This window comes from Actinomadura sp. GTD37 (assembly GCF_041951365.1).
Lineage (GTDB): Bacteria > Actinomycetota > Actinomycetes > Streptosporangiales > Streptosporangiaceae > Spirillospora.
The window spans coordinates 23,112-47,184 of sequence record NZ_JBGNUS010000012.1 but is presented as its reverse complement, the minus strand read 5'-3'; the positions used below and the strand labels follow the sequence as shown (position 1 = coordinate 47,184).

At 70.6% G+C, this 24,073-nt stretch carries 21 protein-coding genes and 3 pseudogenes; 16 read left to right on the top strand and 8 right to left on the bottom strand.

The window, feature by feature from the left end; all coding sequences use genetic code 11:
- Positions 1 to 9: 9 nt before the first annotated feature.
- The gene (locus ACA511_RS37275) at positions 10 to 1,038 is read left to right on the top strand and encodes a PHP domain-containing protein (RefSeq protein WP_375029436.1); all 1,029 of its coding nucleotides are present in this window, start codon (positions 10 to 12) and stop codon (positions 1,036 to 1,038) included.
- Between the two features lie 4 nt (positions 1,039 to 1,042).
- On the opposite strand, the gene ACA511_RS37270 is transcribed toward ACA511_RS37275, so the two are convergent.
- Both ACA511_RS37270 and ACA511_RS37265 read right to left on the bottom strand, forming a co-directional pair.
- Positions 1,043 to 1,390, bottom strand: a complete 348-nt coding sequence (locus ACA511_RS37270) for a hypothetical protein (protein WP_375029435.1) — start codon at positions 1,388 to 1,390, stop codon at positions 1,043 to 1,045.
- Between the two features lie 83 nt (positions 1,391 to 1,473).
- A complete protein-coding gene (locus tag ACA511_RS37265) occupies positions 1,474 to 2,793 on the bottom strand; it encodes a tannase/feruloyl esterase family alpha/beta hydrolase (protein WP_375029434.1) in 1,320 nt (439 codons plus the stop codon).
- 260 nt (positions 2,794 to 3,053) lie between these two features.
- Here ACA511_RS37265 and ACA511_RS37260 point away from each other — a divergent pair, with 260 nt between their 5' ends.
- Genes ACA511_RS37260 through ACA511_RS37240 form a run of 5 tightly spaced genes read left to right on the top strand, consistent with a single transcriptional unit; the run spans position 3,054 to position 7,612 of the window.
- Positions 3,054 to 3,827 carry an ABC transporter ATP-binding protein gene (locus ACA511_RS37260; protein WP_375029433.1) on the top strand — a complete coding sequence of 258 codons (774 nt, stop codon included), beginning with the start codon at positions 3,054 to 3,056 and terminating at the stop codon, positions 3,825 to 3,827.
- Positions 3,814 to 4,506, top strand: a complete 693-nt coding sequence (locus ACA511_RS37255; protein WP_375029432.1) for an ABC transporter ATP-binding protein — start codon at positions 3,814 to 3,816, stop codon at positions 4,504 to 4,506. Before ACA511_RS37260 ends, ACA511_RS37255 begins: the two co-directional genes overlap by 14 nt.
- Before the next feature lie 10 nt (positions 4,507 to 4,516).
- Positions 4,517 to 5,755: an ABC transporter substrate-binding protein gene (locus ACA511_RS37250; protein WP_375029431.1), complete on the top strand. Its 1,239-nt coding sequence runs from the start codon at positions 4,517 to 4,519 to the stop codon at positions 5,753 to 5,755.
- Positions 5,756 to 5,765: 10 nt separating this feature from the next.
- On the top strand, positions 5,766 to 6,629 hold the full coding sequence (locus ACA511_RS37245; RefSeq protein ID WP_375029430.1) for a branched-chain amino acid ABC transporter permease: 864 nt from the start codon (positions 5,766 to 5,768) through the stop codon (positions 6,627 to 6,629).
- Positions 6,626 to 7,612 carry a branched-chain amino acid ABC transporter permease gene (locus ACA511_RS37240; RefSeq protein ID WP_375029429.1) on the top strand — a complete coding sequence of 329 codons (987 nt, stop codon included), beginning with the start codon at positions 6,626 to 6,628 and terminating at the stop codon, positions 7,610 to 7,612. The genes ACA511_RS37245 and ACA511_RS37240 overlap by 4 nt, the downstream gene beginning before the upstream one ends.
- 59 nt (positions 7,613 to 7,671) lie before the next feature.
- On the opposite strand, the gene ACA511_RS37235 is transcribed toward ACA511_RS37240, so the two are convergent.
- Complete coding sequence (locus ACA511_RS37235; RefSeq protein WP_375029428.1) at positions 7,672 to 9,555, bottom strand: helix-turn-helix domain-containing protein; 1,884 nt, start codon at positions 9,553 to 9,555, stop codon at positions 7,672 to 7,674.
- A gap of 11 nt (positions 9,556 to 9,566) precedes the next feature.
- Positions 9,567 to 10,355, bottom strand: coding sequence for a 3-hydroxybutyrate dehydrogenase (locus ACA511_RS37230; protein WP_375029427.1), 789 nt, complete (start codon positions 10,353 to 10,355; stop codon positions 9,567 to 9,569).
- Positions 10,356 to 10,528: 173 nt separating this feature from the next.
- On the opposite strand from ACA511_RS37230, the gene ACA511_RS37225 reads away from it, so the two are divergent.
- The gene (locus tag ACA511_RS37225) at positions 10,529 to 11,479 is read left to right on the top strand and encodes an alpha/beta fold hydrolase (RefSeq protein ID WP_375029426.1); all 951 of its coding nucleotides are present in this window, start codon (positions 10,529 to 10,531) and stop codon (positions 11,477 to 11,479) included.
- 266 nt (positions 11,480 to 11,745) lie between these two features.
- Positions 11,746 to 12,453, top strand: a complete 708-nt coding sequence (locus ACA511_RS37220; protein ID WP_375029425.1) for a helix-turn-helix transcriptional regulator — start codon at positions 11,746 to 11,748, stop codon at positions 12,451 to 12,453.
- A gap of 85 nt (positions 12,454 to 12,538) precedes the next feature.
- Here the strand turns inward: ACA511_RS37220 and ACA511_RS37215 are convergent, their stop codons facing one another.
- The gene (locus ACA511_RS37215; RefSeq protein ID WP_375029424.1) at positions 12,539 to 13,114 is read right to left on the bottom strand and encodes a TetR/AcrR family transcriptional regulator; all 576 of its coding nucleotides are present in this window, start codon (positions 13,112 to 13,114) and stop codon (positions 12,539 to 12,541) included.
- Between the two features lie 224 nt (positions 13,115 to 13,338).
- Between ACA511_RS37215 and ACA511_RS37210 the strand changes: the two genes are divergently transcribed.
- The 5 genes from ACA511_RS37210 to ACA511_RS37190 all read left to right on the top strand — a co-directional run bounded on the left by ACA511_RS37210 (position 13,339) and on the right by ACA511_RS37190 (position 19,758).
- Entirely contained in the window at positions 13,339 to 13,746 is a 408-nt protein-coding gene (locus ACA511_RS37210; protein WP_375029423.1) for a nuclear transport factor 2 family protein, read from the top strand.
- 162 nt (positions 13,747 to 13,908) lie between these two features.
- Positions 13,909 to 14,274 (top strand): VOC family protein, encoded by a 366-nt coding sequence (locus ACA511_RS37205; RefSeq protein WP_375029422.1) that lies wholly within the window; start codon positions 13,909 to 13,911, stop codon positions 14,272 to 14,274.
- Between the two features lie 199 nt (positions 14,275 to 14,473).
- Positions 14,474 to 15,775 carry an aspartyl protease family protein gene (locus ACA511_RS37200; RefSeq protein ID WP_375029421.1) on the top strand — a complete coding sequence of 434 codons (1,302 nt, stop codon included), beginning with the start codon at positions 14,474 to 14,476 and terminating at the stop codon, positions 15,773 to 15,775.
- Between the two features lie 521 nt (positions 15,776 to 16,296).
- Positions 16,297 to 17,532: a DUF222 domain-containing protein gene (locus tag ACA511_RS37195; RefSeq protein ID WP_375029420.1), complete on the top strand. Its 1,236-nt coding sequence runs from the start codon at positions 16,297 to 16,299 to the stop codon at positions 17,530 to 17,532.
- A 669-nt stretch (positions 17,533 to 18,201) separates the two neighbouring features.
- On the top strand, positions 18,202 to 19,758 hold the full coding sequence (locus tag ACA511_RS37190; protein WP_375029419.1) for an IS110 family transposase: 1,557 nt from the start codon (positions 18,202 to 18,204) through the stop codon (positions 19,756 to 19,758).
- Here the strand turns inward: ACA511_RS37190 and ACA511_RS37185 are convergent.
- Positions 19,691 to 20,417, bottom strand: a pseudogene (locus ACA511_RS37185) (transposase); the annotation flags it as partial. The gene ACA511_RS37190 and the pseudogene ACA511_RS37185 sit on opposite strands and share 68 nt — an antisense overlap.
- A 146-nt stretch (positions 20,418 to 20,563) precedes the next feature.
- Here ACA511_RS37185 and ACA511_RS37180 point away from each other — a divergent pair.
- Positions 20,564 to 21,377: pseudogene (locus ACA511_RS37180) on the top strand (DDE-type integrase/transposase/recombinase); the annotation flags it as partial.
- A 210-nt stretch (positions 21,378 to 21,587) separates the two neighbouring features.
- On the opposite strand, the pseudogene ACA511_RS37175 reads toward ACA511_RS37180, so the two are convergent.
- A pseudogene (locus tag ACA511_RS37175) lies at positions 21,588 to 21,814 on the bottom strand (leucine zipper domain-containing protein); the annotation flags it as partial.
- A gap of 88 nt (positions 21,815 to 21,902) precedes the next feature.
- Positions 21,903 to 22,268, bottom strand: a complete 366-nt coding sequence (locus ACA511_RS37170; RefSeq protein ID WP_375029418.1) for a winged helix-turn-helix transcriptional regulator — start codon at positions 22,266 to 22,268, stop codon at positions 21,903 to 21,905.
- A 91-nt stretch (positions 22,269 to 22,359) separates the two neighbouring features.
- On the opposite strand from ACA511_RS37170, the gene ACA511_RS37165 reads away from it, so the two are divergent.
- Together ACA511_RS37165 and ACA511_RS37160 are read left to right on the top strand one after the other, a co-directional pair.
- The gene (locus ACA511_RS37165; RefSeq protein WP_375029417.1) at positions 22,360 to 23,025 is read left to right on the top strand and encodes an NADPH-dependent F420 reductase; all 666 of its coding nucleotides are present in this window, start codon (positions 22,360 to 22,362) and stop codon (positions 23,023 to 23,025) included.
- Positions 23,026 to 23,584: 559 nt separating this feature from the next.
- Positions 23,585 to 23,959: a VOC family protein gene (locus ACA511_RS37160; RefSeq protein WP_375029416.1), complete on the top strand. Its 375-nt coding sequence runs from the start codon at positions 23,585 to 23,587 to the stop codon at positions 23,957 to 23,959.
- Positions 23,960 to 24,073 lie beyond the last annotated feature (114 nt).

The window sequence follows — 24,073 nt, the reverse complement described above, 5'->3', positions numbered from 1 at the left end:
GTGCGAGGCGTGGAGCCCGTCGAAGCGCTGCGCCGCATCGCGTTCCTGCTGGAGCGCGCCCGCGAGCCGACCTACCGCGTCCGGGCGTTCCGCTCGGCCGCCGACCTCGCCGAGCGGACGCCCCCGGACGAGCTGGCCGGCCGCGCCCGCGACGGCACCCTGACCGCCCTGCCCGGCATCGGCAAGGTCACCGCCCTGGTCATCGAGGAGGCGCTGCGCGGCGAGACCCCCGTCTACCTGCGCCGGCTGGAGGCGACGGAGGGGGAGCCGCCGGACGAGGCCGCGGCCGCGCTCCGCGCCGCGCTCAAGGGCGACCTGCACACGCACAGCGACTGGTCGGACGGCGGCTCGCCCATCCGGGAGATGGCCGAGACGGCACGCGCCCTCGGCCACGAGTACCTCGCGCTGACCGACCACTCGCCGCGCCTGAAGGTCGCCAACGGCCTGTCCGCCGACCGCCTCCGCCGCCAGCTCGACGCCGTGGCGTCGCTGAACGAGGATCTCGCGCCGTTCCGCATCCTGACGGGCGTCGAGGTCGACGTCCTGGAGGACGGCGCCCTCGACCAGGAGCCCGGCCTGCTCGAACGGCTGGACGTGGTCGTCGCCAGCGTCCACTCCAAGCTCCGCATGGACCGCGTCGCGATGACGAAGCGCATGGTCGCCGCGGTCGCGAACCCGCGCGTGAACGTCCTCGGCCACTGCACCGGCCGGATCGTGAAAGCCGGCGGCAAGCGCGGCGGCCTGCGCCCCGAGTCGGAGTTCGACGCCGCCCTCGTGTTCGACGCCTGCGCCGCCTACGACGTCGCCGTCGAGATCAACTCGCGTCCGGAGCGGCTCGACCCGCCCAAACGGCTGCTGCGCCTCGCCGTCGAGGCAGGCTGCCGCTTCTCGATCGACTCCGACGCCCACGCGCCGGGCCAGCTCGACTGGCAGCCCTTCGGCTGCGAGCGGGCCGCCCGGTGCGGGGTGGCGGCGTCCCAGATCGTCAACACGCTCCCGGCCGGCGACCTGGTCGCCTGGACGCGCGCCGGGCTCTGACGGGTCAGCGCGACCCGCGGTGGATGTAGGCCGGGAAGACCGCGCCCTTGGCCGTGATGTCCACCGGATGGAACTCCTTGGGGTCCAGTCCCTCGAACTCGGTCTCGACGAGGTCCTGGTAGAGGGACGAGGAGACGATCAGCGCCATGTCGCGGCCGGGATCGGCGCGCAGTTCGTCTCGCGGCTCCTCGGAGTCGAGCAGCCGGGCGACGACGATCGGCGCCCGGCCCACCGCGCCGAACAGGCCGTCCGACAGCGGGCCGTGGTGCATCGACACGCGGAGCCTGATCGGCGGCGTCCGCTCCCGGTTGACCGCGGCGATCGCCGCGGCCGGCGCGCGCGGATAGGACACGAGCACCCGCAGCCCGTCGGTCTCGGAGGGCAGGGACGCCTCGGCGCCGCGCTGAAGACGCCGGCGCCCTTGGACGTCCCCGGCTAGTCGGTGAGGGAGCAGGTGTTGACGAGGTCGCCGGACGCGGGCCGGGGAAGTGTGCCGCTCTCCGGCGGGGCCGTGCCGTTCCGCGTCCAGGATTCGAGGGCGGTGAAGGCCGTGCGCATGCAGGGGAGGAGGGGGCGGAGGCGGTCCGGATAAGTGTCGTAGAGGCCGTCGACGTGGTTGGCGGCCTCCAACCGGTAGTAGCGGTAGGGCGCCTTTCCCCGGGCCCGGACGAGTTTCGCGTACGCGTCGGAGTCGGTGCTGATCGGCAGCAGCGAGTCGTAGGTCCCCTGGAGGGTGATCAGGGGTTTGCGGATTCTGCCGGTGAGGGAAACACGGGCCACCGCGCGATGGACCGCCTTCGGCCGGGCGGCGTAGTCGTAGCCGGCCTCTTCGCCCGTGTAGGCGGGGTCGAACTCCTCGCGGTAGATGCGCTGGGTGAGTTCCCAGTAGACCTGGTCGTGGAAGGGCCAGAGGAATTCCGATCCGGGCGCCAGTCCGGCCTTCAGGAGCGCCTTGTGGGCGGCCGGGTCGCCGGTGGCGGCGTAGGACGGGTAGGCGCGGAGCACGGCCGGTAGATAGGTGAACAGGTTGGGGCCGCCGGCGCGCCAGAGGGTGCCCTCCGCGTCGATGCCGCCGTCGTAGAGGTCCGGGCGGTTCTCCAGTTGCCAGCGGACGAGGTAGCCGCCATTGGAGATGCCCGCCGCGTAGGTGCGGCGAGGGGCGTGCCCGTAGCGTTTCGCGACGGTCTTCTTGGCGGCGCGGGTGAGCTGGGTCAGGCGGTCGTTCCATTCGGCGACGGCGTCGCCGGGGCGGCGGCCGTCCTTGGAGAACTCCAGGCCGCTGTTGCCCTTGTCCGTCGCGGCGTACGCGTAGCCCTTGCCGAGAGCCCAGTCGGAGATCGTGACGTCGTTGGCGTACTGGCGGCGGTTGCCGGGGGTGCCGGCGACGACGAGCCCGCCGTTCCAGCGCTCGGGCAGGCGGATGACGAATTGCGCGTCGTGGTTCCAGCCGTTGTTGGCGTTGAACGTCGACCCGTCCGGGAAATAGCCGTCCAGCTGGATTCCGGGGACGCCGGCCGGGTTCCGCGTTCCGGCGGCGTGCAGGCCCGCCCAGTCGGCGGGGACGGTGTGCCCCGAGGCGACCGTCCCGGCGGTGGTGAGGTCGTCCAGGCAGGCGGCCACCTGCTTCTCCGCCCCGGGGACGGCGAGCCCGGCCCCGCAGCGATCGTGCTCTTGCGCGTGCGCCGGCGCGGCCAGGGCGACGGCGACGGCGCCGGCGGCGGCCCCGGCGGTCAGGACGGTGCGGACGAGCGGCATTCCGGCTCCTCGGGAGGGACGTCAGATGCCCGCCATGGTGGGCGGCCCTTGTGACCGCGACCACGTGGCCCGTCCACACATCGCGGAAGCCCGCCATGTGCGAGGGGCGCTGACCTGGGCGTGATGTGGGTCACAGCCGTATCGGGCCGTCCGAATGTGGGGGCGGCTCACATGGTCCGGCCCGCGGGCGCGACCTAGCGTTCCCGGTCACGGCGGCCCGGTGTGCTCCGGGTCACCTACGACGAGCGTGAGGAGGGCGCATGGGCGATCCCGTCCCCGAGGCCCCGGTGCTGGAAGCGCGGGGCCTGGTCAGGGAGTTCCGCGGCTTCCGGGCCGTGGACGGCGTGGATCTCGACGTCGGGGAAGGCTCCGTCCACGCCCTGGTGGGGCCGAACGGCGCGGGCAAGACGACGCTGTTCAACCTGCTCACCGGGTTCCTGAAGCCGACCGCGGGCAGCGTCCGGCTCGGCCGCCACGAGCTGGCCGGCCGGAGCCCGGAGCGGATCGCCCGGCTGGGGCTCGCCAGGTCGTTCCAGATCACGAGCCTGTTCGCCGAGCTGACGCCGCGCCAGCACGTGGAGCTGGCGCTGGCCGGGCGCAGCGGGCTCGGCTGGCGGTTCTGGCGGTCGGACCGGGCGCTCGGACGCTACGGCGACCGCGCCGCCGAACTGCTCGGCCAGGTCGGGCTGGGGGAGCACGCGAACGTGGCGGCGGGCGCGCTGGCGTACGGCCGCAAGCGCGCCCTCGAACTGGCGCTGGCCCTCGCGCTGGACCCCAAGGTCCTGCTGCTGGACGAGCCGACCGCCGGCATGGGCGTCGAGGACGTCGGCCGGACCGTCGACCTCATCAAGAAGGTGCGCGCCGGACGGACCGTCGTGCTGGTCGAGCACAACATGAGCGTCGTCTCCAGCCTCGCCGACCGGGTCACGGTGCTCCAGCACGGCCAGGTCCTCGTAGAGGGCCCCTACGCCGAGATCCGCCACGACCCGCGCGTCGTCACCGCCTACCTCGGAGACTCCAATGCTGCGCATTGACGGGCTGTCCGCCTGGTACGGCGAGGCGCAAGCCCTCCGCGACGTGTCCCTGCACGTCGACGAGGGCGAGATCGTCACGCTCGTCGGCCGCAACGGCGCCGGCAAGACCACCCTCTTGCGATCCCTCATGGGGCTCCATAAGGGGACGTCCGGAACCGTCCGATTCCTGGGCGGGGACATCTCCGCCTTGGGCCCGCACAAGCGCGCGCGGCGCGGTCTCGGTTACGTCCCGGACGACCGCGGCATCTTCGCCACGCTCTCCGTGGAGGAGAACCTGACGCTCCCCCCGCGCTCGGGCCCCGACCCGTGGTCGCTGGAGCGGGTGTACGAGACGTTCCCGCGCCTGAAGGAGCGCCGCCGGTTCCCCGGGACGAAGCTGTCGGGCGGTGAGCAGCAGATGCTCGCGCTCGCCCGCGTCCTGCGCACCGGCGCGCGGCTGCTGCTGTGCGACGAGCCCACCGAGGGCCTGTCGCCGCTGATCGTCCAGCAGATCGGCGAAATCCTCCGCGAAGTGAAGGCGGCCGGGGTGACCGTCCTGCTCATCGAGCAGAACGTCCACTTCGCCGCCACCGTCGCCGACCGCCACCACCTGCTCGCCGAGGGCCGGATCGTCGAGTCCATGGACAACGACGAGGTCCGCGCCCGGGAGAGCGAACTCCTCCAGTACCTCGGAATCTAGGGAGACCCCCATGAGAGTTCTCGGACGTTCGGCCGCGCTCGCGACCGCCGGAGCGCTGCTGGCCGGCTGCGCGGGCGGACCCGGCGGGGGCGGAGGCGACATCAGCGACGACAAGATCGTCCTGGCGGTGCTGACCGACCAGTCCGGCGTCTACGCCGACCTGTCGGGCAAGAACGCCGTCGAGGCGGTGAAGATGGCGGTCGCCGACTTCAAGGCCAAGTACGGCGACAAGGCGGTCAGCAAGAACATCGAGGTGGTCTCGGCCGACCACCAGAACAAGCCGGAGATCGCCAACTCCAAGGCGCAGGAGCTTTACGACCGGCAGAAGGCCGACCTGATCGTGGACGTGCCCACCTCGTCCGCCGCGCTCGCCGTCGCCACCGTCGCGAAGAACAAGAAGAAGGTGTTCATCGACGTCGGCGGCGCGACGACCGAATTGGAGGGCAAGCAGTGCAACAAGTACACCTTCCACTACGGCTACAACAGCTACATGCTGGCCCACGGGACGGGCACCGAGGTCACCAAGGACGGCGCGAAGAACTGGTACATCGTCTACCCGGACTACGCGTTCGGGCAGGACATGCAGAAGACGTTCACGGCGGCCGTGAAGGGCGCCGGAGGGACGGTCGTGAAGAGCGACCCGACGCCGTTCCCGAACGACAACTTCTCGACGTTCCTGCTGAAGGCGCCCGGCCTCGACCCCAAGCCGCAGGTGCTCGGCGCCATGCAGGCGGGCGGTGACCTGGTCAACCTGGTGAAGCAGTACAACGAGTACAAGCTGCGCGACAAGGGCGTGGGTCTGGCGGTGGGGCTGATGTTCCTGACCGACATCCACTCCCTCACCCCGGACGCGCTGTCGGGGACGTACTTCACCGACTTCTGGTACTGGAACGCCAACGCGGGCAACCGCGCCTGGGCCGACAAGTTCAAGGCCGAGACGGGCGCCCGCCCGACGGCCGTCCACGCGGGCGACTACTCGGCGGCCCTCCAGTACCTGGAGGCCGTGCAGCGCGGCGGCACCGACAAGTCCGACAGCGTGGTGAAGCAGCTCGAAGGCCACAAGGTCGACGACGTGTTCACGTCCACGGGCACGATCCGCGCCGACGACCACCTGCTCGTCCACGACGCCTACATCGCGCAGGTGAAGCCGTCCGCGGAGGTCGAGGAGCCGTGGGACTACGAGAAGATCGTCAAGACGATCCCGGCGGCCGAGGCGTTCCAGCAGCCCGACGCGGCCTGCGCCCTCTGAGGCGGCCGACGTGCTGCAGCAGGCGTTCAACGGGCTGGTGGGCGGGGCGTTCTACGCCCTGCTCGCCCTGGGCCTGGCCGTCATCTTCGGGATGCTCGGCGTGGTCAACTTCGCGCACGGCGCGTTCTACATGCTCGGCGCGTTCGGGGCGTTCATCGCGCTGGACTCGCTCGGCCTGAACTTCTGGCTGGCGCTGCCCCTCGTCCCCGTCGTGCTGGGCGCGGCGGGCGTGGTGCTGGAACGGCTGTTCATCCGGCGGCTGGCGCCCCTGGACCCCCTCTACAACTTCCTGTTCACCTTCGGCCTGGCGCTCATCCTGCAAGACCTCGTGAAACGGCGGTACGGGGTGCAGTCGCAGCCGTACCCGCGCCCGTCCGCGCTGGGCGGGTCGGTCGACCTCGGCCTGTTCACCTACCCCGCGTACCAGGTGTTCGTGCTGGCCGTGTCGGTGGTGGTCTGCGGGGTCGTGTGGGTGGTGCTGACCCGGACCCGCGTCGGCATGATCGTCCGGGCGGCGACCGAGAGGCCCGAGCTGGCACGCGCGCTCGGCATCGACGTCGGCCGGTGGGTGACCCCGGTGTTCGGGTTCGGCATCGCGCTCGCCGCGTTCGCCGGCGTCCTCGCCGCGCCGATGCGGGCCGTCAACCCGCTGATGGGCTCCGACCTGATCATCACCGTGTTCGCGGTCGTCGTGATCGGCGGGCTCGGGTCGGTGTTCGGCTCGGTCGCCGCCGGGTTCGCGGTCGGGCTCGTCTCGGCGCTCGGCAACTACTACGTCCCGTCGCTCTCGCAGACGCTGGTGTTCATCCTCATGGCCGCCGTCCTGCTGTGGCGCCCCGCCGGGCTGTTCGGACGCGAGGAGGCGTTCCGGTGATCCTCTCGAAACTGGCCGGGCGGCCGGTCCTGCCGGCCGCCGGGCTGCTGGCGGCGCTCGTCCTGCCGTGGTTCGTCTACCCGCCGGTCGCGCTGGACATCGCCTGCTGGGCGCTGTTCGCCGCCGCCGTCGACCTGCTGCTCGGCTTCACCGGGCTCCTGTCGTTCGGGCACGCCGCCTTCTGGGGCGGCTCGGCGTACGCCACCGGACTGATCGCCCTCCACTCCGGGCTGCCCTTCCCCGTGGCCGTGCTGGGCGGGGCCGTCTTCGCCGGTGTTCTCGCCGTCCCGATCGGGTTCCTGTCGGTGCGGCTGCGCGGCATCTACTTCGCGATGGTCACCTTGGCCTTCGCGCAGATGGTGTACTTCGTCGCCAACCAGTGGCGGGACGCGACAGGCGGAGAGAACGGTCTCCAAGGCATCCCCAGGGACTTCTTCGGGGTCGACCTGTCCGACCCGTTCTTCTTCTACTACGCGGCCCTGCCGTTCGTGCTGGCCGGGATGTTCGCGGCGTGGCGCATAGTCCGTTCCCCGTTCGGACGGGTCCTGATGTCCATCCGCGACAACCCGAACAGGGCGCGGGCACTCGGATACAGCATCGACCGCTACAAGCTGCTCGCGTTCGTCCTGTCGGCGTCGTTGTCGGGCCTGGCGGGCGGGCTGTTCACCATCGGGCACGGCTTCGCGTCCCTGCAGGGCGTCTACTGGACGACCTCGGGCCAGGCCGTGATGATGGTCGTCCTCGGCGGCATCGGCACCCTGTGGGGCGGCGCCATCGGCGCCGCGCTGGTCGTGGAGCTGAACGACTACCTGGCCACGGCCGGGTTCGAGGAGACCGGGATCATCACCGGCACGATCTTCATCCTGGTCGTGCTGCTGTTCCGGCGCGGCGTCTGGGGCACCGCCCGCGACCTGATCAAGGCCCGCAGCACCCCCAAGGACCCGCAACCGGACCCGGCCCCAAAGGTAGACGCCCCCGTCTGACCGTTGACCTGCGGCGTGTTGTTCTTATGAGTTCGTCTATAAGAACAACACGCCGCAGATCAACGGGAGAGGCGGTGCAGGCGGAGGGCGAGCTGGAGTTCCAGGGCGCGCTCCGGGGCCTGCCAGTCGTCGCCCAGGAGGCGGGCTATGCGGTCCAGGCGCTGGCTCACGGTGTTGACGTGGATGTGCAGGCGCTCCGCCGTCCGCGACAGGCTCCCGCCCGCCCCGAAGTAGGACTCGAGGGTCTGGACGAGGGCCGTGCCGCGCCGCTCGTCGTAGTCGAGGACGGGCCCGAGCGCGCTCGCGAGGAACCCCGCCACGTCCCGGTCGTCCCCGATCAGCAGGCCGACGAAGCCCAGCTCGGACGCTCCCGCGCCGTCGCCCCCGCGGCCGAGGGCGAGCAGGGCGTCCGCGCAGCGCTGCGCCTCCCGGTGCGCGGACGCGACCGCGGCCGGCCCGCGCACCGGACCGGCCGCGCCGACCGTCGCCGGCCCGCCGAGGGACGCGCCCAGCTCCTTCGCCACCCGCCGCGCGGCGTCACCGGGGCGGTCGCCCGGCAGCAGCAGCACGATCTCCTCGGCACGGGTGGCGGCGAGGCCCTTCTCCACCGCCGCGTAGGACGACGCCCAGAACGCGGCCCGCTGCCGGTGCTCCTGGGACCCGTACTTCGCGCACAGCAGCACGTGCGGGGCGCCCAGGTCGACGTTCACGCGCCGTGCCCGCGCCGTCAGCGCGTCCGCGCCGGTCCGGCGGCCGGACAGCAGGTCGTCCAGCAGCTCGCCGCGGACCCGTCCCTCCGCCTCGGTGACGCTCCGCTGGAACAGCAGCAGCAGCGCGGTGACGAGCGCGGCGCGCTCCAGGATCCGCTGGTCGGCGTCGTCCACCTCGTCGGCCGTGCGCAGGACGAGCGTCCCGAGCATCTCGTCGCCGGTCGAGACCGAGGCGATCCACAGGTCGCCGCGCCTGACCGTCCGGCCCTGCGCGCGCGCAGAGTGCGCGGAGGCCGACACCCCGGCCAGCGCGTCGTCGCTCAGGACGCCCGACACGAGCCCCGTCGTCGCGAGCTGGCGGCCGTCCGCGTCCAGCACGTGCAGCGTGCCGCCCAGCAGCTCGGTCACGACCGCGCCGACGTCTTCCACACCGCCGCCGCGGACGACGACGGCCGTCATCCGGTCGTGCGCGCGCGCCGCCCGCTCCACGGCCGCACTGCGCGCCCTGACCTCCACATTGGCGGCGCTCAGCTCGTCCAAGGCGGTACGGGTCTCTTCCAAGAGGCGCGCGTTGTCGATGGCGATCGCGGCGTGCGCGGCCAACGACCCGAGGAGCGCCACCTCCTCCTGGTCGAACGGACGCTCGCTGCGGTTCGCCGCCGTCAGGACGCCGATGACCCGGCTGCCCAGCCGCATCGGCACGCCGAGAATGGCGACCAGGCCCTCCTCGGAGACCGCGTCGTCGATGTAACCGCGGTGCTGGAACTGACCGTCCCCCAGGTAGTGGGCGCTGTTGTAGGGCATCGCGGTCTGCGCGACGAGGCCGACGAGCCCGGTGCCCATCGGCAGCCGCAGCCGCCGGAACGCCGCCGACACCGACCCGTCCGTCACCCGCATGTAGGTGTCGCCGCGCTCGTCGTCGTTCAGCGTCAGGTAGGCGATGTCGGCGCTCAGCAGCCGCCGGGCGCGGCGCGTGATCGCCTCCAGCACCGCGTCGAGGTCGCGCAGCCCGGCGAGGTCGCCCGCGGTGTCGAACAGCGCCGCCAGCTCCGCCTCCCGCCGGGCGTGCCGCCGCATGATCATCCGGACCCGGAGGGCCGCCAGCTTGGCCGCCTCCAGCTCCTCCAGGACGGCGGGCGGCGCGCCGTCCGCCCGCGCCTGGACGAGGGGCCCCTCGAACTCGACGGGGGAGGCCTCCCGGGCCAGCAGTTCGAGGAAGACGCCGCAGGTCATACGGGCCATTCTCAACGGGCGGTCCAGCCGCCGTCGAGTGCGATGGACGCGCCGGTCACCATCGAGGCCGGCGGCGAGCACAGGTAGCCGACCAGCTCGGCCACCTCGTCCGGCTCGATCAGGCGCTTCACGGCCGCGTGGTCGAGCATGACGCGCTCGACGACCTCGTCCTCGGGCATGTCGTGCGCGCGCGCCTGGTCGGCGATCTGGCTCTCCACCAGCGGGGTCCGGACATAGGCCGGGTTGACGCAGTTGGACGTCACGCCGTGCGCGGCGCCCTCCAGAGCGATCACCTTGGAAAGACCTTCGAGCCCGTGCTTGGCCGTCACGTAGGCCGACTTGTAGGGCGACGCGCGCAGCCCGTGCACGGACGAGATGTTGACGATGCGCCCCCAGCCCCGCTCGTACATGCCGGGGAGCGCGTCCCGGGCCAGCCGGAACGGCGCCTCCACCATCAGCCGCAGGATCCGCGCGAACACCTCCGGCGGGAACTCGTGGACGGGCGCCACATGCTGGATGCCCGCGTTGTTGACCAGGATGTCGACGCCGGACGCCAGCCCGCCGAGCGCGTCCACGTCGGACAGGTCGGCGAGCAGCGGCACGCCGCCGATCTCGCCCGCCGTCCGCTCCGCCGCCGCCCCGTCCACGTCGGCCACCACCACCTCGGCCCCCGCGGCCGCGAGCCGCCGCGCGCAGGCGCGGCCGATGCCGCCCGCGCCGCCGGTGACCAGGGCGCGCCGGCCCGACAGATCCAGCGTCCCCGAAGTCCCCGCGCCCGCCCGCGGGCTCACGCTCGTCATGCGAGGAAACTACGGAGCGATCCCCCGCCCTCCCATGTGGCCCGCGCACACAATCTCTTCGCGGACGGTATGGGCGGAGGGCATCGGACTGTTCGCGCCATCCCGGATACCGGGCGGTAGTCCGTGGGGTTAGCGTTGGGCTCGCCTGGTCCCGCTCACCGCGAGGGGTATCGATGACCGACATCACGCACCGCTTCGTCCAGTCGGAGAGCGGCCTGCGCATGCACGTCGCCGAGGCGGGCGAGGGACCGCTCGTCCTGCTGCTGCACGGCTTCCCCGAATGCTGGTACTCCTGGCGCCACCAGCTGATCGCGCTCGCCGACGCCGGCTTCCACGCCGTCGCCCCGGACCAGCGCGGCTACGCCCGGACGGGCGGCCCGGCCGAGACCGGCCAGTACACGATCCTGCACCTGGCGGGCGACGCCGTCGGGCTCATCGCCGCCCTCGGCGCGGACCGGGCGGTCGTCGCCGGGCACGACTGGGGCGCGCCCGTCGCGTGGGCCGTCGCGCAGATGCGCCCGGACAAGGTGCGCGGCGTGATCGGGATGTCGGTCCCGCACCGTCCGCGCGGCAGCCGCCCCCCGGTCGAGTCCATGCGCCGCCTGTTCGGCGACGGGTTCTACATGGTGCGCTTCCAGGAGCCGGACGCCCCGGAGGCCGAACTCGACCGCGACCGGGCCGCCACGTTCCGCCGGATGTTCCACGGCGTGTCGGGCGACGGCCCGTGCCCGCCCCTGATCGCCCCCGAGGGCGGCGGGTTCCTCGACGCGCTCCCCGAGCCGGAGAAGCAGCCCGGCTGGCTCACCGACGCGGACATCGCCGCCTACGTCGAGGAGTACGCCGCCGGCGGCTTCACCGGCCCGGTCAACTGGTACCGCAACCTGGACCGCAACTGGGAGCTCACCGCCGCCTGGCACCGCGCCCCCATCGGCCCGCCCGCGCTCTACATCGCCGGGGACCGCGACCTCGTCGCCGTCGGCGCCCGCGACGCGATCGATTCCATGACCGACTTCGTGCCCAACCTCCGCGACACCGTCTGGCTGTCCGGTTGCGGACACTGGACGCAGCAGGAACGCCCCGCCGAGGTCAACGAGGAGATGCTCGCCTTCCTCCGCGCCCTCTGAGCGCCCGCACCTGGAAGGGACGGCCGGAGGGGACGGCAATATCCGTTGCCAGATCACAGCTGAAAGGACACGGGAGCCGCCCACCGGACGCGCGGCGCCCCCCGCTGGATCGGCCCGTACCGGCTGGAGCGGCCGCTCACCGCCGGGGCGGGCGGCTTCGACGGCAGGGTGCGCGTCTAGCGGTTCGCCCAGCTTCGACGGAAGGGTGCGCCTCTGGCGGTTCGCCCAGCCTCGGAAATGTCGGAGCCGCCGCGTACGGTCACCGCGTGAACCGCACCGACCGTTTGTACGCCATGGTGGAAGAGCTGCGCGCCTGCGCGCCGCGCCGCCTCGCCGCGCGCGAACTGGCCGCGCGGTACGAGGTGAGCGTCCGCACCGTCGAGCGCGACATCAGCGCGCTCCAGCAGGCCGGTGTGCCGATCTTCGCGGACGTCGGCCGGGGCGGCGGCTACAGCATCGACAAGAGCCGCACACTGCCGCCGCTGAACTTCACCCCCAGCGAGGCCGTCGCCGTCGCGATCACCCTGTCCCGGGCGGGCGGCTCGCCGTACTCCCGGTCCGCCCGCACCGCCCTCCACAAGATCGTCGCGGCGATGTCGGCGGACGACGGCGCCTCGGCCCGCGCACTGGCGGCGCGCATCCGGTTCCTGGCCCCCGCCGGGAACGACGACCCGGCGTCCGTTCCGGCCGTGCTGGAGGAGGCCGTCCTGGCCCGCCGGGTGGTCCGCCTCACCTACGTCGACCGGACGGGCATCGAGACCGAGCGCGACGTCGAGCCCGTCACGTTCACCGCGTCCGGAAAGGGCTGGTACCTGACCGCCTGGTGCCGGATGCGGGGCGGCTGCCGCGTCTTCCGCACCGACCGCGTCCGCCGCGCCGCCCTGCTGGACGAAGCGGCCCCCGACCGCTCTATCGAGGCCATGCACGACGGCATCCCGGCCGACTACGTCGTCCGCCCCCTCGAATTCGTCTAGGAATCCCGCCCCAGGGCGCGTGACCCTTCTGAAGCCGGTTTTCCGTCACCCAGTGGATGTCGTACCCCACGCGCCGTTCGGCGGCTCAGCCGGACGTTGCCGAGCCGCCGAGCCCGTGGCGAAGGATCGTGAGCAGGCGGCGCACCCGGCCGGCGTCGGTGTCCGCCAGGGCGGCCGCGTTCGCGAGCGTCAGCACCTCGGCCACGGCGACGTCGGCGCGGACGGCGCCCGCCTCCTGTGCTCTGCCGAGCAGCTTCGCCGCCGTCGACGTCATCGAGGCGTGCCAGTGCTCGAACAGCGCGGTGCGCCGTTCGCTGTCGCCGTCGGTGCCGGCGAAGGCCAGCGTCCGCCTGGTCGCCGCGTGGACGGCGAAGTCCTCCAGCCAGGCGAAGAACGCGTCCCCTGGCGCCGGGTCCCGCAGCAGGGCGGCGCCCCGGTCGCAGAGCGCGGCGACCTCGTCGGCGTACACCGCCACGAGCAGGTCACCGCGGGTCGGATAGTGCCGGTAGAGGGTCGCGTTGCCGACGCCCGCCCGGCGGGCCACCTCGTCCAGGGCGGCGTCCGGGCCGCGCTCGTCGAAGAGGGCCCTGGCCGCCGCGAGCAGCAGCCGGGCGTTCCGCTCGGCGTCCGCGCGGCGCGAGCGTCCGGAGGCGGCCGTCATCCGTGCTCCCTGGTCGCTGAACGGAGACTCCCCGGTTGCCGAACGGGACTCTATGGTCGCTGGACGGAGACTCCCGGATTGCTAAACGGGGACTTCCCCGTTTAGCTTAGCGAAGCAGCCGACCGGGGAGTTCCCCGTTTCGCTTAGCGAAGCAGCCGACCGGGGAGTTCCCCGTTTCGCTTCCCGCGGGCCCGACGCCCGCCGGGCCGTCTCCAGGAGGAGCGATGGCGTTCACCGCCGACGACCGCACCACGATCACCGAGCTGATCTCGATGCACGGCCACCTGTGCGACAGCGGGGAACTGGATCGGCTGGGCGAGCTGTTCACCCCCGATGTCGTCTACGACGTCTCCGACTTCGGGCAGGAGCCCCTGCTGGGCGTCGCGGCCTGCGCCGCCGCGGGGCGCGCGTTGGGAGAGCTCAACCCGGTCGGTCATCACGTCACGAACGTCGTCCTCACCGAGGTCGCCGAGAACCGGGTCCACGTGCGGTCCAAGGGGATCGGCGTCAACGCCGACGGGACCAACGGGAGCGTGACGTACGAGGACACCGTCGTCCGCACCCCGCAGGGCTGGCGGATCAGCCACCGGAAGGTCCGCGCGCACCGCACGCCCCTGGGCGGACGCGCCTGACCCGTACGCCGCCCCGACCGGTGTGACGAGAACACCACCACCGTTGCCGCCGCCGCTGACCTGGATCTGACCGTCCTCGAAGTTCAGCCGACAACCCCGACACAGGGTTGTCGCGCCCTCCGTCCACCCTCGGTCCCAAGACACCGACACGGAGGACACATCATGGGCATTCCCGCGTACAACACCGTCGCCTGGTTCCAGATCGGCACCGACGCGCCGGACGAGGCACGCCGCTTCTACGGCGACATGTTCGGCTGGCGCTTCGCGGGCGACACCGCCGACGAGGGCTACGAGCTGATCTCCTACCCGGGCACGGAGGCCCCGAGCGGCGGCCTGACCGGCCAGGGCGGCCCGCACGCCGTGTTCTTCGTCCTGGTCGAGGACGTGGAGGCCGTCTGCGCCGATGCCGAGCGGAGCGGCGGCAAGATCATCGTCCCGCCGGTGACCGCCGCGAGCGGCCTCCGCTTCGCCCACCTGCAAGACCCATCGGGCAACCGCTTCGGGGTCTTCAAGGAGCCGGCCGCCTGACCATGCGGCGGCCGGCCACGCTCCCCGAGCCGGTCAAGGCCACGCCGCTCACCGAGGCCGCGGGATGTATCGCGGGCGTATCGAAAAGCGCATACGCCCCCGCAACAGTCTCCTGTCTTCCATGGAGGCGCGGACCGCAGCGGTCCGCGCCGAGGGCACGTGCCCCGGTTTCGGACGGTGAGCGCAAAAGGAGAAGACCGTGGCCGCTGACGAAGAGTGGGACCGGCGCAAACTGTTGCGGGGCGCAGTCGTGGTGGCCGGCGCCGCCGCGACTGCGCCACTGCTGGGAAAGGCGGGCACGGCACATGCCGATGGCGGTGACGCGGACGCGTTGTTCAAGGCCGGGAAGTTCGAGCAGGCCGGCCGCGCGTACGAGGAGATCCTGAGAACGGACCCCGCGAACCTGCACGCGGCCCGCCGTCGCGGCTATGTCGGGCTACTGGCCAACAAGTTCCCCGACGCGGAAAAGTACCTCACGATGGCCCTCGAATTGGCGCCCGATGACAAGGAGGCCAACGGACTGCTGGGCGACTGCTACATCCGGCAGGACAAACTCTCCCTCTCCGTGCCGCACTGGCGAGCGGCAGGCGAGACGGGCTATGCCGAATGGTTCGCGGCGGTCCGCGGCAAGCCGTATCAGATCCACGGTGACATCGGCCGTGTTCCATGGCAGCAGATGGACCCGGTGCCGCTGGTGGAGGTCTCGCTCAACGACGGGCCGCCGAAGCGCTTCACGTTCTACACCGGCGCCCCGAACCTGAGCTTGACCGCGACGACGGCCAAGGAAGCCGGGCTGAGCCCCGTCTACAAGGAGAAGAGCGAGTTCGAAGGCGTCGCCATATGGGTGTACTACGGGGTGCTGGACTCCCTCAGGCTGGGCGGCATCGAACTGCGGAACGTCCCCGTGGGCTGGTCGTCGACGGAGTCGGGCGAAGACGTCGGCACCGGCAGCGACGGCATGATCGGCACGTGGGTCTTCTACCACCTGCTGACCACCTTCGACTACGCGGGCCGGTCGCTGATCCTGCGCCGTCCGACCCCCGAAGCGGCCAGAAGGGTACGGGCGGGAGCCGAGTCGCTGCCGCTGTGGCTGTCCCGCGACCACGATGTCAGCAGCATCGGAAGCATCGTCGGCTCCGGCCCCCGGGTGATGGGCGTGAACTTCGGCGGAGACAGCGGCGCGACCGTCGCCGGCATGCCCGGGGAGGTGGCCGAGCGGCTGGGCATCCGCACCGACTACGACCGCCCGTTCGAAACCTTCGCCCACAGCCACGCGACCACCACCTACCCCTGCTACCCGAAGGAGATCCGCCTCGGCGACGCCGTCGCCAAGGAGGTCTTCTGCGAAATGGACCCGAACATGCCGGTCAACGTGCCGTGGCCCTACGGGCCGGGGTTCGACGTGATCGGCCACTTCGCCCACTGCTTCTTCAAGCCCTTCAACATCACGCTCGACTTCACCCGCATGAACCTCTCCATCGCCCGAGGCAAGGCGACCTGATCACGGCGATCTGTACCGAAGACCCGTCCGTAGGCGCCCTGCTGCACCTGGCCGCCATAGAGAAGGCCCTCCGCAACGGCTAGTTAGTCGTCGTGCATCGGATGTTCGACCGGGCCGGGCTAATCGGCCGATCACCTTTTTGGCTGACCGCCATTCGCGGAATCGTGGTGGGGGCGGCGCTGCGTACGGGGCCGCCCCTCCAAAGTCAAGGGCGCCTTCGGCGTCGCTTCGCGATGGGACTCCGTCCCACCCTTGACTTCGGAGCCTCTGCGGCCCCTGAGTGCAGCTTTCGTCGGGCAGGCTCCGCCTGCCCTCTGCCCGACGCGCCGCCCCCACCCCAACCAGAAACCCAACAACCACCAAACATCAACCGGCAACCGGGGCAGACGCGCCCCGGCGAAATGCCCGAAATGGAACCCTTCCCAATGTCGGGCGTAATCGATCAAGGAAAAAGAAAAGAATCATGACTCGGATTATGAATTGAAAGGGCGAAGCCGCACCCGGCCGGATATCATTGATACATGAGTTCAATCGCGGTCGACCTGGACGCCGCGTCCACCATGGAATTGGTGGACGCGGCATCGGCGATCGCCGCCGAACTAGCCTCCCGCTCCGCACCCGAATCAGCGGCGGCGTGCATGGAACTCACCGAAACCCTCGCCGCCGCCAGTGATCGGCAGGAGGCCGCCCTCGCCGGATTCATCCGCGTGGTCGACGGCGCGCGGGAGGTGCAGCGGTGGGGGTTCCCCTCCACCCGGTCCTGGCTGCGGTCCCGCCTCGGCATGCGCGAAAACCGCGCCAAAGAACGCCTGACCCTCGCCCGCCAGCACCACCGCCTACCGGAGACGACGCGGCGGTGGACCGCCGGTGAACTGTCGACCGGATATGCCGCCACCATCACCGACACCACCACCCGACTCCACGACACCGACTGCGCGAAAGCCGAGACCATCCTGCTCGACATGGTCGAGCAGGGCTTCTCCGCCGGAAAGATCGCCTCCTTCGGCCGCCGGATCCGCGACGTCATCGCCGAACGCGACGGATGCGAACAGGCCCCCGAAGAAGTGGCGCGGGGCTATGACCGGTCGTGGATCGAGTCGACGCGCTCACTGGACGGCGGCCGCTACATCAAAGGCTGGCTCAACGCCGAAGACGCCGCCATCTTCGACGGCACCCTCGCAGCCCTGGCCAAACCCGCCGGAACCGACGACCAGCGCGACCTGCCCGAGCGAACGGCAGCGGCCCTGAGCAGCGTCCTGGCGGGCGGACACAAAGCCACCAAGATCACCCTCATCTGCGACCTGGACACCCTCACCGGCGGCACCGCACCCGCACGCCTCACCGACGGCATCCCCATCCCCGCCGCCCAAGCCCGCCGGATCGCCCTCAACGCCGGAATCGCACCCCTCCTACTCGGACACGGAAACCTGCCCCTCTACCTCGGCCACAAAGTCCGCTTCGCCACCCCAGCACAACGCCAGGTCCTGGAAACCCTGTATCCCACATGCGCCGTCCACGACTGTGAAGTCCCCGGCACCCTGTGCGAAGTCGACCACGTCCACGGCTGGGCCCTCGGCCACAATCCCACCGACATCGACAAACTCGCCCTCACCTGCGGATGGCACAACCGCTACAAACACACCAACCCCACAAAGGTCCGCATCACGACCGGCCCCGACGGACGATATACGTACCGCCTTCTGACATCGCGTGACGCTGTGCCCGTCCACCCACCACCCTGGCTCCAAGCCGCCTAAAGCCTGTCCCGTAACGCCGGGGGATCAAGATCGTTGATCTCGACGTGAAGCGGATGATCGCGGTCGACCAAAACAAGTGGGTGACGGTGTTCATCGGCCTATCGGTGCGGCAGTTCCGCCGCCTGGTGAGGATCGGTCGCAGGTAGGGGTGGTGAGCAGACCGGCACCGGGCGACGCTGGAGCCTCCGCACACTTGAAGTCGAGGAACAGCCTGCGCAACTGCCGCCGCAAACGCGACGGCGTCCACCACGCCACCCGCGGCATCACCCTCATGCGCAACCTGACGATCGCCAACTGACCCGGCCCTGAAGCAGCCGATCACCGGCAGCACGCCCAGCCGCACTTCTGCACCATTACAGGAAAGCCTTTAGCTGCTGTACTTGGCCATGGTCCTGGTGGCACGTAACCGGTGGGTGTTGGTCACCAAGAGGACCTCCTGGCGTAGTGGAGTTTCACCGACTGGTCACGTCGGGCGGAGTGGTCACTAGGGCACCATGGCTCTTGCCGGGCACCGCTGGTGCTTGGTGAAGAGACTCGGCGGGGACCGAGGTGACGGCCTGGAGTGGTCGCCGGACAACGGCCGCTTACACACTGCCGCCCTCGGTCCTCCCCGGGGCTGCAGAACGGCAACAGGGAGATGCGCCGCGAAGCGCCGCTTAGTGACCACCCGTGAGCCGGCCTCCTCGCCGAGTCGATCTCATCGCCATCAGAGGAGTCGTGTTGTCACTTGCGCTGGGTGAGGCATTGTTCTTTGTCGGGATCGACTGGGCCTCGACTGAACATGCCGTGTGCGTGATGGACGAGGCCGGGAAGATCGTGGCCGAGTTCACGATCAAGCACTCGGCGGACGGAATCGCCCAACTGGTGCGGCGCCTGGCCAAGTACGGCGGCCCCGAGGAGGTGCCGATCGCGATCGAACGCCCCAACGGTCGCCTGGTAGACCTGCTGCTGGAGGCAGGGCATGCAGTCGTCCCGGTCAGTCCGAACGCGATTAAGACTTGGCGCGAGGGCGAGGTGTTGTCGGGTGCCAAGTCCGACGCCGGGGACGCCGCGGTTATCGCCGAGTACCTTCGATTGCGGCAACACCGGCTGCAGGTAGTCACGCCCTGTTCCAGCCAGACCAAGGCGGTGCGGACCGTGGTGCGCACACGTGATGACCTGGTAGGGATGCGGGTGACAGCGGTCAACCAGTTGGCCGCTCTCCTGGAAGCCCACTGGCCTGGCGCCAAGACGCTGTTCGCGGACCTGGAGTCGCCGATCAGCCTGGAGTTTCTGACGCGTTATCCGACTGCGGCCTCGGCCGCCCGCCTTGGAGAGGGGCGGATGGCGGCGTTCTGCGCCAAGCACTCCTACTCGGGCCGCCGCTCACCCGCCGAGCTGCTGGCGCGGCTGCGAGCGGCGCCGGCGGGAACGCTGGACCAGACGCTGACACCAGCGCTGCGCGACGCGGTTCTTGCGCTGGTCACCGTGCTCAAGTCCGTGAATGCCGCGCTGAAAGACCTCGACAAGTCCGTCGCCGCCCGCCTCAGCGAGCACCCAGACAGCGATATCTTCACCTCTCTGCCACGGTCAGGACGCGTCAATGCCGCACAGATCCTTGCCGAGTGGGGCGACTGCCGAGCCGCCTACGCCGGCCCCGACTCGGTCGCGGCGCTTGCTGGGATGTGCCCGGTCACCAGGGCCTCCGGGCGGCACCGCGCGGTGGGGTTCCGCTGGGCTTGCAACAAGAGATTCCGCCGGGCCCTCACTTCGTTTGCCGACAACAGCCGACGCTCCAGTCCCTGGGCCGCCAAGATCTATGCCGATGCACGAGCCGGCGGCAAAGACCACGCGCACGCCATCCGAATTCTTGCCCGCGCATGGATCCGCGTGATCTGGCGATGCTGGCTCGACGGCACCCCGTACGACCCCGCCAAACACGGAGCCGCGGCAGCCCTCAACGCCCCCCAACGCTGCCTGAGGTTGACACAGGGAGTGTGTAAGAGCTGCCTCCGTGTGATCCTTTTTCTGCAGGTTAAGCGGTCAGTTCTCGCTTGTCGATCTTGGGGTCGGGTGTGGTGTCTTCGATCACCCGCGAGCGTGCTTTTGCGAGGAATTCCAGGCCCATGTAGCGGCGGGCCCCGGTCCATTCATCGGTCTGTTCCATCAGCACCGCGCCGACCAGGTTGCGCAGGTAGTGGGTCCGGCACCGCTGCCAGGCCGCGCCGGGCAGGGTCGCCCCCATGACCTCGACCAGGCCGGCGTGGGCGTCGGAGATGACCAGCTGGACGCCGGTCAGGCCGCGGGCGACCAGCCCGCGCAGGAACGCCAGCCACCCGGCGGATGCGGCCGCCCTCACGCACTTTCTGGGTCAAGGCGTCGACCCGTACGAACGCGTACGGCCCGCCCTCCAGCGGCCGGTTGCGGAACGCGGCCACCTGCGCGTCCAGCACCTTGGACATCTCCGATACCTGGCTCTTGGAGATCCCCCCGATACCCATCTGCTCCACCAGCTTGTCCACCCGCCGCGTCGACACTCCGAGGAGATAGCTGGTGGCCACCACGCCGACCAGGGCCTGCTCGGCCCGCCGGCGCCGCTACAGCAGCCACTCGGGGAAGTAGGACCCCGACCGCAGCTTGGGAACGGCCGGCTCCACTGTCCCGGCGCGGGTGTCCCAATCGCGGGACCGGTAGCCGTTACGCCTGTTGACCCGCCCGTCGGAGCGTTCGCCGTAACCGGCGCCGCAGACGACGTCGGCCTCGGCCCACATGAGCGCCTCGGCCATCGTCTCGACCACCGACCGCAGCAGATCCGGCTCACACGCCCTGATCTGCTCGGAATCCACTCGGCAGGGTCCACACTGTCGTCCACGGCCACCGCGTTCCGCTCCTTCGTTCTTGATCATCCATCTCGAAGGATCTACGCGGTGGCCGTCTCACGTCACGACGCCACGTTCTTCACCTGCGGAAACTCGTACACCACCTTCCTGGACGCAACCCACCGACTTCACCCGTCACGAGGAGGCCCCAATGGGTCACCGCTCATGCTCGGCTGACTTTTGATGGCAGGTGTCTGCTGGTTCGCCGTGTCGAGTTCGACCGGCGCCCGATCGCGCACGTCGCTGCCGAACTCGGGGTGTCTCGTCAGCGCGCGCACTGGTGAGTGGGCCGTTTCCGCCGCCAGGGCTAGGACGGGCTGGCCGAGCGGCGCAGTGGCCCCTGCTCATCCCGCCAATGGACCCATGTCGAGACCGAGCAGCGGGTGCTGGCCGCCCGCGAGAGCCTTCCTGCCGGACTCGGCCGCGTGCCGCATCACCGCCGGACCGGGTGCCGGTTCGCACCGTCCACCCGCATCCTGCGCCGCCACCACGTCCCGGTCCTGGCCGCCTGCGACCCCGTCACCGGGCGGCAGATCCGCGCGTCCCGCAAGAGCGAGCGCCGCTATGAGCGTGGCGCGCCGGGGACATGTTCCACCTGGACGCCAAGAAGCTCGCCGCATCCCCGACGGCGGCGGCTGGCGTGCGCACGGCCGCAGCGAACCCGTCGGCGCGGCCGCGGCATCGGCTACGACCACGTCCACACCGCCATCGACGACCACACCCCGCCCGGCCTACGCCGAAGTCCTACCCGACGAGAAGGGCACCACCTGTGCGGCGTTCCCGACCCGCGCCGCCTACTTCGCCACCCACGGCATCACCCGCATCCAGCGGATCCTGACCGACAACGCCAAGAACTACTCCGTCTCGGCAGCCTTCCGGCACGCCCGCGCCCAACTCGGCGCCCGGCGGAAGTTCACTCGCCCCCGCCATCCATGGGCCAACGGCAAAGCCGAACGCCTCAACCGCACACTGGCGACCGAATGGGCCTGCGGGCGTGGTGGCCGTCTGGATGATGGACGCGGTGTCATCGTCGCTGATGCGGCGGGGGTGGCCTCCCGCTCGATCAGGGTCCACACAGCCAGTCCATGCTGGTTGAAGTCGTGGATCACCTCCCGGACGGGGGCGGTGTCCTCGTGGCGGCGACCGGGCGGGCGATCGCCGGGGCCGGTGTCCCCGCCGCAGAGGGCTGGATGGTCATCGCTCGGTGCGGGCCGGGGTGCGGCGGGGACTGCGATGCGGGCGGCTGGACCGGTCGGCCATCCCGGCCTCGCCTCGCCCAGCCGCCGGTGCGCCCGCCGCCGGGCGGTGGTGGGTGAGACCTGGAACCGTTCGGGCATCCGACGCAGCGGTTAGCCGTCCTCGACCACACGACGGGCCAGGCGCAGCCTGCCGGTCTCAGTCAGCGGGGCGTTACGGTCGGGCACCCGGAGGAGCCATCCCTCATTTCGAGATCATCGGCGGCATGTCGCCACGTCCACAACCTCCGGGGTCAGTACAACCAGCCGTTGCAGATCATGACGTTGTCGACGGTCCCACGAGTTCGGCTTGGTTGTCGGCGGCCCACTGTGCGAGCTGGGCCAGGGGGCCGTTCGTGAAGGACTCACCGAGCGGCGAGAGTCGGTAGACCGCGCCTGCATGGGCCGACGCTTGCTCGGTGCCGTGAACTTTGGTGACGAGCCCACGCGATCGCAGCCGTTGGAGCGCCTGGGTCAGCACCTTGTCGCTGACTCCCGCGATACGCAGGAGCAGTTCGTTGCGTCGCGTCGGCCCCAGACGCAGGGCGGAGAGCACGACGGGATCCCAGGTGTGGTTGATGAGTTCGGCTGCCGCACGCACGTGGCAGTCGGAAACGAACGTCTGGCAGGTCTCCTCGATCACGCATCCAGTGTCACATCGATTGCCTACCAAACGGTAGGAACGGCGTTCATAGCGTTCCCGAAGGCACCACCGCCGAACGAAGGAGATCGCTGTGAACGTAGGCATCCTGGGTACGGGCAACCTCGCCGTGACGCTCGGTCGAGTTTGGGCCACGGCCGGCCACTCGTTGTCGGTGACAGGACGGAATGCGCTGCACGCCAGTGAGGCCGCTGACCAGATCGGTCACGGTGCGAAGGCTGTCGACCCGGGAGACTTCGCGGCCCAGGTCGACGTAGTCGTGGTCGCGGTCTCGTGGGAGGGGTTGGAGACGGGGCTTTCTCTTGTCGGTGGTCCCCAGGGGGCGCTGACCGGCAAGACCGTGCTCGACTGCACCAACCCGGTCGACTTCGAGACCGGAGAACTCAAGCCGGCGACCGGTTCGGCAGCGGAACTCGTGGCCCGCACCGTCGCGGGAGCGCACGTGGTGAAGGCACTCCACCTGTTCGCAGGCGCCTCGTGGCCGTACGAGGGATCCCAGGACTCGGCACCGGTCGTGGCCATCTGCGGCGATGAGCCACATGCGCTCGATCGCGCTGCGGCGCTGATCCGGGACCTCGGCGGGCAGGCCGCCGTGGTCGGAGGACTCGGCAGCTCGCGGCAGCTGGAGGAAGCGGCGGGATTCGTCATGAGGGTCGTCGCTGCGGGTCACAACCCCAGGCTCGCCGTTCCCGAGGTGGACCCGGCGGCCCTTCGAGCCGCCCAAGCCACCGCCAACTGAGTCGACCTGGGCCGGCGGCCGTCGCTGAACTGCATCCTCACCAGACGGGGCATCCAGGCGAATGGCAGGTCGTGCGTGCGACGCGCCGCGCGACCAGCCATCGCCTGGCGGCACGCCCCTTGTAGAAGACCCACCCGCTCAGGTGATTTGTGTGCTCCCTACACGACCACGTCACCGCTTCCAGCGGGCAGCGGTGTCAAGCCCCTGCCGACCACGGTGCTGGTGGTTTCCGTGCCGTCAGGATGGCAGTTTGACCAGGCGAGTGAGCTGGCCGGTGAAGTGTTGGCGGGCGAGGGGGCCGGCCTCTGTGCCTTGCTGTCACGGATGGCGTACACGGTCGTTCAGGTCGGGGAATTCGACACAATTACCTTTGTTGGCGCCGCTGAGGGAGCTCTCGCGCCAGTGGGTGTACGGACGCGGAGAGCCGTCGGGCGGACGTAGGCACCATCGTGCGGGCGCGGTTCCGGTCGCCGGTCGGAATTCTGAGGGGAAACACCGACAGGGGGCTGTCGGAATGCTCCAGGACGCTGGTGCCCGCAGCGTTCGAAGGAGGAGATCGATGAGTGTTCCCGCGTTCAACACCGTCACGTGGTTCCAGGTCGGCACCGACGCGCCGGAGGAGGCGCGCCGCTTCTACGGCGACATGTTCGGCTGGCAGTTCGCGCTCGACCCGGACGCCGACGGCTACGACCTGGTCAGCTACCCGGGGGCCGGCGCGCCGAGCGGCGGCATCTCGCACGAGCCGGACGCGTCCCGCAACCATGCGATGTTCCTCGTCATGGTCGAGGACGTCGAGGCCGCCTGCGGGGAGACGGTGGAGCACGGCGGGAAGGTCGCCATGCCCGCCCTGACCACCGGCAACGGCCTCAAGTTCGCCTACCTGCAAGACCCGTCCGGCAACACGTTCGGGGTCTTCACGCCTCCGGCGTCCTGAACGCGAAGGGCCCCGAGGCGAAAAACCTCGGGGCCCTTCCGGTCATCGCGGCCTACACCTCCGCGATCACCGTTCTCGGCCGAACATCAACCCGCGCACACGGGCCTGGCGGCC

Excerpts from the sequence above, each read along its gene's own strand:
- ACA511_RS37160 (WP_375029416.1), top strand. The coding sequence starts at position 23,585 with ATGAGTGTTCCCGCGTTCAACACCGTCACGTGGTTCCAGGTCGGCACC.
- ACA511_RS37225 (WP_375029426.1), top strand. The coding sequence starts at position 10,529 with ATGACCGACATCACGCACCGCTTCGTCCAGTCGGAGAGCGGCCTGCGC.
- ACA511_RS37215 (WP_375029424.1), bottom strand. The coding sequence starts at position 13,114 with ATGACGGCCGCCTCCGGACGCTCGCGCCGCGCGGACGCCGAGCGGAAC.
- ACA511_RS37210 (WP_375029423.1), top strand. The coding sequence starts at position 13,339 with ATGGCGTTCACCGCCGACGACCGCACCACGATCACCGAGCTGATCTCG.
- ACA511_RS37205 (WP_375029422.1), top strand. The coding sequence starts at position 13,909 with ATGGGCATTCCCGCGTACAACACCGTCGCCTGGTTCCAGATCGGCACC.
- ACA511_RS37230 (WP_375029427.1), bottom strand. The coding sequence starts at position 10,355 with ATGACGAGCGTGAGCCCGCGGGCGGGCGCGGGGACTTCGGGGACGCTG.
- ACA511_RS37265 (WP_375029434.1), bottom strand. The coding sequence starts at position 2,793 with ATGCCGCTCGTCCGCACCGTCCTGACCGCCGGGGCCGCCGCCGGCGCC.
- ACA511_RS37250 (WP_375029431.1), top strand. The coding sequence starts at position 4,517 with ATGAGAGTTCTCGGACGTTCGGCCGCGCTCGCGACCGCCGGAGCGCTG.
- ACA511_RS37195 (WP_375029420.1), top strand. The coding sequence starts at position 16,297 with ATGAGTTCAATCGCGGTCGACCTGGACGCCGCGTCCACCATGGAATTG.
- ACA511_RS37260 (WP_375029433.1), top strand. The coding sequence starts at position 3,054 with ATGGGCGATCCCGTCCCCGAGGCCCCGGTGCTGGAAGCGCGGGGCCTG.
- ACA511_RS37235 (WP_375029428.1), bottom strand. The coding sequence starts at position 9,555 with ATGACCTGCGGCGTCTTCCTCGAACTGCTGGCCCGGGAGGCCTCCCCC.
- ACA511_RS37255 (WP_375029432.1), top strand. The coding sequence starts at position 3,814 with ATGCTGCGCATTGACGGGCTGTCCGCCTGGTACGGCGAGGCGCAAGCC.